The 8590-nt window shown below is 69.5% G+C and carries 11 protein-coding genes and 1 tRNA gene; 8 read left to right on the forward strand and 4 right to left on the reverse strand.

All coding sequences use genetic code 11. From position 1 onward, the window contains the following. Window positions 1-5: 5 nt before the first annotated feature. Complete coding sequence (locus IE200_RS04375) at window positions 6-380, reverse strand: hypothetical protein (RefSeq protein ID WP_191278087.1); 375 nt, start codon at window positions 378-380, stop codon at window positions 6-8. Between the two features lie 56 nt (window positions 381-436). Here IE200_RS04375 and IE200_RS04380 point away from each other — a divergent pair, with 56 nt between their 5' ends. The 5 genes from IE200_RS04380 (at window position 437) to IE200_RS04400 (ending at window position 4941) form a co-directional block, all read left to right on the forward strand. After that, window positions 437-1234 (forward strand): SGNH/GDSL hydrolase family protein, encoded by a 798-nt coding sequence (locus IE200_RS04380; protein WP_191278088.1) that lies wholly within the window; start codon window positions 437-439, stop codon window positions 1232-1234. Between the two features lie 66 nt (window positions 1235-1300). Then, entirely contained in the window at window positions 1301-1933 is a 633-nt protein-coding gene (gene tmk, locus IE200_RS04385) for a dTMP kinase (RefSeq protein ID WP_191278089.1), read from the forward strand. Next, entirely contained in the window at window positions 1930-3102 is a 1173-nt protein-coding gene (locus IE200_RS04390; RefSeq protein ID WP_229856073.1) for a DNA polymerase III subunit delta', read from the forward strand. The genes tmk and IE200_RS04390 overlap by 4 nt, the downstream gene beginning before the upstream one ends. After that, complete coding sequence (locus tag IE200_RS04395; RefSeq protein WP_191278090.1) at window positions 3102-4658, forward strand: alpha/beta hydrolase; 1557 nt, start codon at window positions 3102-3104, stop codon at window positions 4656-4658. Before IE200_RS04390 ends, IE200_RS04395 begins: the two co-directional genes overlap by 1 nt. A gap of 97 nt (window positions 4659-4755) precedes the next feature. Further along, on the forward strand, window positions 4756-4941 hold the full coding sequence (locus IE200_RS04400; RefSeq protein ID WP_191278091.1) for a DUF6767 domain-containing protein: 186 nt from the start codon (window positions 4756-4758) through the stop codon (window positions 4939-4941). Here IE200_RS04400 and IE200_RS04405 read toward each other — a convergent pair. After that, the gene (locus IE200_RS04405; protein WP_191278092.1) at window positions 4913-5356 is read right to left on the reverse strand and encodes an OsmC family protein; all 444 of its coding nucleotides are present in this window, start codon (window positions 5354-5356) and stop codon (window positions 4913-4915) included. The two genes, IE200_RS04400 and IE200_RS04405, sit on opposite strands and share 29 nt — an antisense overlap. 136 nt (window positions 5357-5492) lie before the next feature. On the opposite strand from IE200_RS04405, the gene IE200_RS04410 reads away from it, so the two are divergent. From IE200_RS04410 to IE200_RS04420, 3 genes are all read left to right on the forward strand, one after another. Continuing rightward, window positions 5493-5565, forward strand: a tRNA-Thr gene (locus IE200_RS04410). A gap of 199 nt (window positions 5566-5764) precedes the next feature. After that, entirely contained in the window at window positions 5765-6364 is a 600-nt protein-coding gene (locus tag IE200_RS04415) for a hypothetical protein (protein ID WP_191278093.1), read from the forward strand. Continuing rightward, the gene (locus IE200_RS04420) at window positions 6361-7722 is read left to right on the forward strand and encodes a hypothetical protein (protein WP_191278094.1); all 1362 of its coding nucleotides are present in this window, start codon (window positions 6361-6363) and stop codon (window positions 7720-7722) included. The genes IE200_RS04415 and IE200_RS04420 overlap by 4 nt, the downstream gene beginning before the upstream one ends. A gap of 82 nt (window positions 7723-7804) precedes the next feature. On the opposite strand, the gene IE200_RS04425 is transcribed toward IE200_RS04420, so the two are convergent. Together IE200_RS04425 and IE200_RS04430 are read right to left on the reverse strand one after the other, a co-directional pair. Continuing rightward, complete coding sequence (locus IE200_RS04425) at window positions 7805-8137, reverse strand: HEPN domain-containing protein (RefSeq protein ID WP_191278095.1); 333 nt, start codon at window positions 8135-8137, stop codon at window positions 7805-7807. 43 nt (window positions 8138-8180) lie between these two features. Then, the coding region (locus tag IE200_RS04430; RefSeq protein WP_191278096.1) for a transposase at window positions 8181-8590 on the reverse strand (410 nt) is incomplete at its 5' end.

Here is an 8590-nt window from a genome sequence, read left to right on the forward strand (position 1 = left end):
AGCGCTCACTGCCCCGCGGTCCGGAGCTCCCAGACGGCGCCCACGAGCCAGGCGATGCCTCCGAGCAGCGTGAGGGACAGCCCGATCGCTGCGGCTCCGTTGAGATCGACCACGGCGATCAGCGTGACGAGCGCCGCGAGCACCACCGAGGCGATCAGGCCGACCCGCTCGGGGACCTCGACGAGGTCCAGCGTCCCCGTACGGGTGGCCAGCGAGACCGCGCCGGCGAGCGCGAGGAGCAGCGTGTAGACCCCGTCGACGTGGATGCCGAGGACGGCGACGCCCAGGCACGAGATCCACGGCAGGAACGCGGCCAGCGCGACGACCAGGATCGAGATGCCCGACACGCGCTGGGCGGTGGAGAAGCGGCTGAGGTCCACGCCGCCGACGCTACGCCGGGGTGGTCAACGGGCTGCGGCGGACGTACCGTCCGGAGATGACTCCCCGCCTGCGCGCCCTCGCCTCGGCCGTCGTCCTGCTCCTGCCCCTGACGGCGGTGACCGCGCCGGCCTCGTCGTCCGCACCTCCGCCGACGTCGTACGACGTGCTCGGCGACTCCTACGGGTCGGGCTTCGGCGTGCCTCCGTACGGTGCGTGCGGTCGGTCGCAGTCGGCCTACGGCGTGCTGGTCGACGGGCGCGTGCGGCTCGAGCTCGACGACTTCGTGGCCTGCGGTGGCGCCACGACGACCTCCTTGGTCGCGGGGGGCCAGCTGGCTGCGCTCGACGCCGACACTGACCTCGTGCTCCAGAGCATCGGTGGCAACGACATCGGCTGGTCGCAGGCGGTGCTGGCGTGCCTGGCCGGGACCGATGAGCAGTGCGCCGGCGCCGCCGCACTGGTGCGCAGCCGCATCGCGACGACCCTGCCCGGCCGGCTCGACACCGTCCACGGGCTCGTCGCCGCGGCGGCACCGAACGCCCGGGTGGTCGTCACCGGCTATCCGCGGCTGTTCTCCCCAGAGGCGGGCGCCTACCTCGGCGCCTCCGCGGCCGAGCAGGAGGTGCTCAACGACGGGGCCGACCAGCTCAACGCCGCCCTCCGCGCCGCCGCCGAGCGCCACGGCTTCGACTTCGTCGACGTCACCGAGCGCTTCGTCGGCCACGGCGTCAACGCCGCCGACCCGTGGATCCTCGGTGCCGCCGACCCGGGGGCGTTCCACCCCACGCTCGCGGGCTACGAGGCGTACGCCGCGGCGGTGACGGCCGCGATCAGGCCGGGGCGCCAGCGCTGAGCGGCGCCCCCGACGGCGTGCGGGCGCCGGGACTGCCTGTCCCACCCCGCCCGTAGGGTGTGCCCCGTGAGCGTGTTTTCGGAGACCGGGCTCTTCGTGTGCTTCGAGGGCGGCGAGGGCGCGGGCAAGTCCACCCAGTCCCGCCTGCTGCACGACTGGCTCGTCGGGCGCGGGCAGCGCGTGCTGCTCACCTTCGAGCCCGGCGACACCCCGGTCGGCAAGGAGCTGCGCCGCATCGTCCTCGACCCGGCCACCGGCGAGCTGTCCGACCGTACCGAGGCGCTCCTCTATGCCGCCGACAAGGCCGAGCACGTCGACCACGTCGTGCTCCCCGCCCTCGCCCGCGGCGAGGTCGTGATCACCGACCGCTACGTCGACTCCACGCTGGCCTACCAGGGCGCCGGCCGCACCCTCGCCGTCGCCGAGGTCGAGTCGGTCGCCCGCTGGGCCACCGGCGACCTCCGCCCGCACCTGACCGTCGTCCTCGACCTCGCGCCGGAGGCGGGCCTCGGCCGCTTCGAGGCTCGCGACCGGATCGAGGGCCAGTCGCTGGAGTTCCACCAGCGGGTGCGCCAGGGCTTCCTCGACCTCGCCGCCGCCGACCCCGACCACCACGTCGTCCTCGACGCCCGGGCGCCGATCGACGACATCGCCTCGGCGATCCGCGAGCGGGTCGAGCCGCTGCTGGAGCTCACGTGACGACCACGACCCGCTCCGTGTGGGACGACCTCGTCGGCCAGCGCCCCACCATCGAGGTCCTGCAGCAGGCCGCCGCCGGCCAAGGCATGACCCACGCGTGGCTGTTCACCGGGCCGCCGGGGTCGGGCCGGTCCAACGTCGCGCGGGCGTTCGCCGCCGCGCTCCAGTGCGAGTCCCGGACCGGCTGCGGTGCGTGCGAGGCGTGCCGGCTCGGAACCTCCGGCTCCCACCCCGACATCACGTGGGTGAAGTCCGAGACCTCGGTGCTCTACGTCGACGACATGCGCGACCTGGTCCAGTCGGCGGCGAAGTTCCCCGCGATCGGGCGCTGGCAGATCGTGGTCATCGAGGACGCCGACCGCCTCGGCACCCCGGAGAACCCCCGCACCGGCAACGCGCTGCTCAAGGCGATCGAGGAGCCGACGCCCCAGACGATCTGGCTGCTGTGCGCGCCGACGGTCCAGGACGTGCTGCCGACCATCCGCTCGCGCTGCCGCACCCTCACCCTCTCGACGCCCGGCACCGACGACGTGGCGGCCTTCCTGCACCGCACCGACGGCATCTCCGAGACCATGGCCGGCTTCGCCGCGCGCGCCAGCCAGGGACACATCGGACGTGCCCGTGCGCTCGCGCTCGACGAGGAGACCCGTACGCGCCGCCGCGAGGTGACCAGCATCCCGGCGCGCCTGACGTCGCTCGGCTCGTGCATGAGCGCGGCGACCAGCCTCGCCGAGCTCGCGAAGGCCGAGACCGAGGCGATCACCGCCGCCGCGGAGAAGCGCGAGCTCGAGGAGCTCCAGGCGATCTTCGGCAGTGAGCGCAAGGACACCACGAGCCGGTCCTACCGCGCGGCCCTGGCCGGCCTGGAGAAGCTGCAGAAGCAGAAGGCCAAGCGACGGGTGCTCGACGTCATCGACCGCGCCCTGATGGACCTCGTCTCGGTCTACCGCGACGCCATCGCGCTGTCCGTCGGCGCGCCGGGCCAGCTGGTCAACGAGGAGCTGCGCGACGACGTCGCGCGCATCGCCGGCGTCGCGTCGCCGGAGCGGCTGCTGCAGATGATCGACGCGATCTTCACCGCCCGAGAGCAGATGCTGGAGTTCAACGTGCCCCCACAGCTGGCCCTCGAGTCCATGACGGTCGCGCTGCGGCTGCCCGGGGGCCGCTGATGCGCCGGGTCGTCGCGGTGGTCGCGGTGCTCGCGCTCGCCCTGACGGCGTTCGTGGCCGTCGGCCTCGCGATCCAGGGCACCACGTCCGACGAGCCGCGCGCGCGGCCGACGCCGTCGCCGACGACCCCGCCGCCGGCGTCGATCACCGCGGCGCCCGACGGGGCGCTGACCGATTTCTACTCCCAGCGCATCGACTGGCAGCCCTGCGAGACCGACGACAACCACGACTGCGGCTTCCTGACCGTGCCGGTCGACTACACCGAGCCGCAGGGCGAGACGATCGAGCTGGCGCTGCTGCGCGTACCGGCGCGCGGCGCGCGTGTCGGCTCGCTGGTGGTGAACCCCGGAGGCCCGGGCGCGCGCGGCACGTCGTACGCCGCCGCCGGGGGGCGGGTGTTCCGCCAGCCGCTGCTCGACGGCTTCGACATCGTCGGCTTCGACCCCCGGGGGGTCGGTGGCTCCGCGCCGGTCGACTGCCTCAGCGACGCCGAGCTCGACGACTACCTCAGTGGCGACCCGACCCCCGACACGGCCGCGGAGCGCGCGGCCTACCGGGCGTCCGTCCTGTCCTTCGGCGAGAAGTGCGTCGCGGGCTCCGGGCCTGTCGTCGGTCACGTCACGACCGCCGAGGCGGCACGCGACATGGACGTCCTGCGCTCGGCGCTGGGGGAGGAGCAGCTGACCTACTTCGGCGCCTCGTACGGCACCAAGCTCGGCGCGACCTACGCCGAGCTGTTCCCCGACAGGGTCGGCCGCTTCGTCCTCGACGGTGCGGTCGACGTCTCCCTCGACCCACGTGCGCTCGCGCTGGAGCAGGCGGCCGGTTTCGAGACGGCGCTGCGCGCCTACGTCCAGAACTGCCTCGACTCCACCGACAACTGCTTCCTCGGCGACACCGTCGACGAGGGCCTCGCCACCATCACCGGCCTGCTCGACGAGATCGAGGACGACCCACTGCCCGCGGGGGATCGCGAGCTGACCGTCGGCAACGCGTTCTACGGGATCATCACGCCGCTCTACAACCGCGACTACTGGTTCCTGCTCAGCACCGCGCTGTCCTCCGCGCTCGAGGGCCAGGGCTCGGCGTTGATGGACCTCGCCGACGCGTACGCCTCCCGCAACCCCGACGGGTCCTACGCCGACAACACCATCGAGGCCAACTACTCCATCAACTGCCTCGACGACCCGACGTCGGTGCCGTTCGCGCAGGTGCCGTCGCTCTTCGCGGAGTTCGAGGAGGCCTCGCCCACCTTCGGCCGGATCTTCGCGTGGGGGATGACCGGCTGCCGTGGGATCGACGTGACCTCCAGCGAGGAGCCGCTCGACATCCGCGCCGAGGGGGCCGCGCCGATCCTGGTCCTCGGCACCAGCCGCGACCCGGCCACCCCGCTGGTGTGGGCGCAGGCGCTCGCCGCGCAGCTCGACTCCGGCGTGCTCGTCGAGCGCGACGGCGACGGCCACACGGCGTACAACTCCGACAACGCCTGCATCGACGCCATCGTCGAGGACTACCTGCTCGAGGGCACGGTGCCCGACGACGGCACGACCTGCTGAGCGGCCCCACCGCTGGTCGAGGAAGGACGGAGTCCTGTCACGAGACCGGGACCTTCGCCCCTACGGCTCCTCCGCGCTGCCTGCCTAGCGTGAAGGCATGGCGTACGTCGACGCGCGGTGCCCGCTGCGGCCCGGTGACATGTGCACGCTGTGCGTGCCGGGTGCCACCGGGCCGCAGGACTGCCCGACGGTCGCGGAGGTGATGCGCGACCCGGACCTGCGCGAGCGCCTCGCCGAGCTGCGGCGCGAGGAGCTCAGCCCTCCAGCGCGGCGTCGAGGGTGATCTCGACCCCGGCGAGCGCCTTGCTGATCGGGCAGCCGGCCTTGGCCTTCTCCGCCGCGTCCGCGAAGCCGGCCTCGTCGAGACCCTCGACCTCGCCGCGGACGGTGAGAGTGATGCCGGTGAGCTTGAAGCCTCCGGCCTCCTTGTCCTCGCCGAGCTCGACGTCCGCCTTGACCTCGAGCGCCTGCGGGGTGCCGCCGGCCTCGGCGATCAGCGCGGAGAGCTGCATGGCGTAGCACGAGGAGTGCGCCGCCGCGACCAGCTCCTCCGGGCTGGTGGTCCCCCCAGCATCCTCGGCTGCCCGCTTGGGGAACGAGACGTCGTACGTCCCGACGCCGGAGCTGGTGAGCTCGACCTGGCCGGAGCCGTCCTGCAGTCCGCCGTTCCAGGCGGTGCGTGCGGTGCGAGTGGGCATGGATCCTCCTCGTTGCAGCTTGTACGGTCGCCTCGACCCTAGCCAGCGGCTCCAGACGACCCGCCCGTGATTTCGGCCCCGGCCCGCGCGCTCCGTATACTCGCCCGCGGTCCACCGAGCGCGCTCGGCAGGCCACGCCGCCTTAGCTCAGTCGGTAGAGCGAATCACTCGTAATGATTAGGTCGTCGGTTCGATTCCGACAGGCGGCTCCGACTCCCCCGGGGACCCGAGACCCTGGGGGAGTCTTCTACGTCCGGGCGTGGGCCTACTCAACACAAAGTCCACACAAACGCGTGGAGCTCAGGGTTGGTGATGGCCGTGATGCGGATGCCTACGCTGCTCTTGAGCTCTGGCCTCGGGTCGGCGCGCTCGTGAGCTCCGACCGATCCAATCTTGTACCTTTCCTCCATGCCGGGGGAGCAGCTGCATCAGATGGGCGCGGATGGAGCCCAGCGAGCCAAGACTTGGCTCGACTCGACCACGCGCACGCGATCGAGTTGGACCAATGAGGATCCGGTCGCGGCGAGTCGGCTGACGTTCAACTGGCCCCACGGCAAGCAGACCGAGTTCTCGTTTGACGTCGGAGGCATCCTGTTCGGCGAGGAGTTCGACAACCACCTCTTTGTGGCCGAGGTCAAGAACTACTCCACGGACTCTCAGGGCAAGCATTTTGACGACTTCTTGGCCAAGGCGTACTGCGTGCTCAAGAACCACTCGCAGGTCGCCGATCAGTTCATGTTTCTGACGTGGCACCCGTTTCGAGTCACGTCGTGGACGAGGCTCACGGAGGCGGACACTGTCGTAGCCGCCTGCTTGTCTAATCGCGAGCGGTTGCTCGGCGAGGCCGACGCAGGGAAGGCTCAGGCGTTGTTGGACGACGACGTCATTGATGAACTGTGCGGGCGCTTGTGGCTCATCGTGCTTTCGGAGAAGCAAGAGGAGCTGCTGATCTCCCCCCGCGACCGCGCTCTTATCGTCACTCGAAGGATCGAGGAAGGGTTGCAGTGAATGACTTCAACGAGGTGCTGCGTTCACTATCCGGGGATGATCCGCGGGGCAACATCGCGATGCTGAAGGGTGCTGTCAAGGAGCAACTCACGGAGACGGATTCTCGAGTTGAAGTCGAGCTCACTGATCACTTCAATCACGCGTACGTCCCAGATCTGGTGCTGTCGTGGCCAGGGACCAGCGAGCGGCGACACATGTTCCTCCGAACTGCGTTTCGGGAGGCAGATATGGCGCGTGACATCGACGTCCTTGGTGAGGATCGCCCTATCTTCATGAGCCTTGATCGTCTGCCTGACGAACCACCTCGTGATGAGCTGGTGACTCGCGCCAAGGCCACGAACTCGCTGGTGACGGATCCCTACGGGCTCGAGGTTCTCGAAGAAGTGGCCGAGGCCAAGCCAGTTGTATCCCTGTTCAATCACGCGATTCTGCAAGGTGGCCGTGGCGTCGTAACCTCTAGGGACGCTCTAGACACGGGAACAAGCGTCGATGCTGGATTCGATGGCGCTCGAGGGGGCGACGCAGGTGCCACTTCTGCGGCCATCGAGGCTGCGGCATCGGTTCTCGACTCCCATCGAGCGGGCCAAGTGAATCGACTCCTGCACGCGGTCTGGGTTGGCTCGGGAGGATCCGGAAGTTCGTTCCCGGGCGGGGCGGGAATCACCGCTGTGCTGGACGCGGAGTCCCTGAGATTTGTGCTTGAGTTGCCAGACATCGAGGACGACGACTTTTGGGTTCGCTTGGGTTCAGGTTTAACGACCGGCCGACTATGCGAGTTGCAGGACTTCCCGCCCTCGGAGAACTTCCAGAAGCTACTGCGCGGTGCGGCGAGTCGACTCGAAAGCAAGGCGTGTCGCGTGCTTGGGGGGCGCGGGGCAGCACCGACGCCTCTCTGGTCGGTGGCGACCGGCTCGCTGGTCCTATCCGTCAACACAGACGACGTCTATTTTGCTCCCTTCGCGGCGAAATCCCTTCCAGCGCCTGAGGGGGATACGCCGAGCGCGACGGTGCGCGACCTCCAGGAGCGCGCGTCCAGTGCGGAGATCCGTCTCGGCGAGGTCCGGCTGTCCAATGGCAGCCACACAATCGCTTACGGAGCCGAGGACGGTGTAGACCTCGCAGAGGCCGACGACCTTGAGATGCTAGAGAACGTGCTGACTAGCGCCGCGCTGGTTTCCGCCTCCGCGTATGCAGGAACGCGTGAGGTGAAGTGCAACTTCGTTACTCGTACGGCCGCCGGCAACAGTTCCTCCAAGTTCCTGCTCTCGGAGCTCGTCGATATCGCGGTGCCGCTGCTCATCGCCCCTGAGGCGCCGGTTATGGAGGCTGTTGAGGAGCTGCTTACCCGCTCGCTGTAGCCGGGGTCGAGGCCGGCGTAAATGGGTTGCGGAGTCATGGTCATCAGACCGGACGTAGTTTCGAGAGTCCCGATCGCGGCTTTCACCAACGCTCGTAGGGGCGCGACATCGGCACCAATCCGCGGTTGCGCTCCAACTCCGTGATTGAAGCGCCGAGTTGCCGGGCGATCCATGTGCGGAACAGCAGCCGAGCCTCGCGCAAGACGTTGTGCAGATCGAGCGTGTCCCAATCGGGTCGGTCAGGGTGCTTGACGGTGTTGTAGGCGTCCGCGAAGCGATCGGGCCACGCGTCTAGGTCTATGCCCATGTCGCATCCGGTCTGTTCGGCGACCCGTCGAAGATGTGTCGAGAGACGCCTTCCGGGCCTCTCCTTCCGGTCATTCGCGATGCCGTAGCCGAGGTGCTCAAGGGTCAAGTCCCGGGTAGTGGTGTAGCGCTGCGTTCTCCTTCGTGATGGTTCAGGCGGTCAGGGCTGGCAGGTCGTCGGCTCCGATCTCGGGGTCGTTGGTGGGGACGATGTTGATTCGGCAGCGGGCGAGGACTTCGAGTCCGAGGTAGCGGCGGCCTTCGGCCCATTCGTCGGTCTGCTCGGCCAGCACGGCGCCGACGAGGCGGACGATCGCGTCGCGGGTGGGGAAGATTCCGACGGCGTCGGTGCGGCGCCGGATCTCGCGGTTGAGGCGTTCGGCGGGGTTGTTGGACCAGATCTGGGTCCACACGTCCTTCGGGAACGCGGTGAAGGCGAGGATGTCGGCGCGAGCAGCGTCGAGGTGGTCGTGGACCTCGGGCAGTTTGCCGTCGACGTAGTCGAGCAGCCGGTCGAACTGGGCATGGACAGCGGGACGGTCGGGCTGGTCGTAGACCGAGT

Source organism: Nocardioides flavus (ex Wang et al. 2016) (assembly GCF_014653115.1).
Lineage (GTDB): Bacteria > Actinomycetota > Actinomycetes > Propionibacteriales > Nocardioidaceae > Nocardioides > Nocardioides flavus.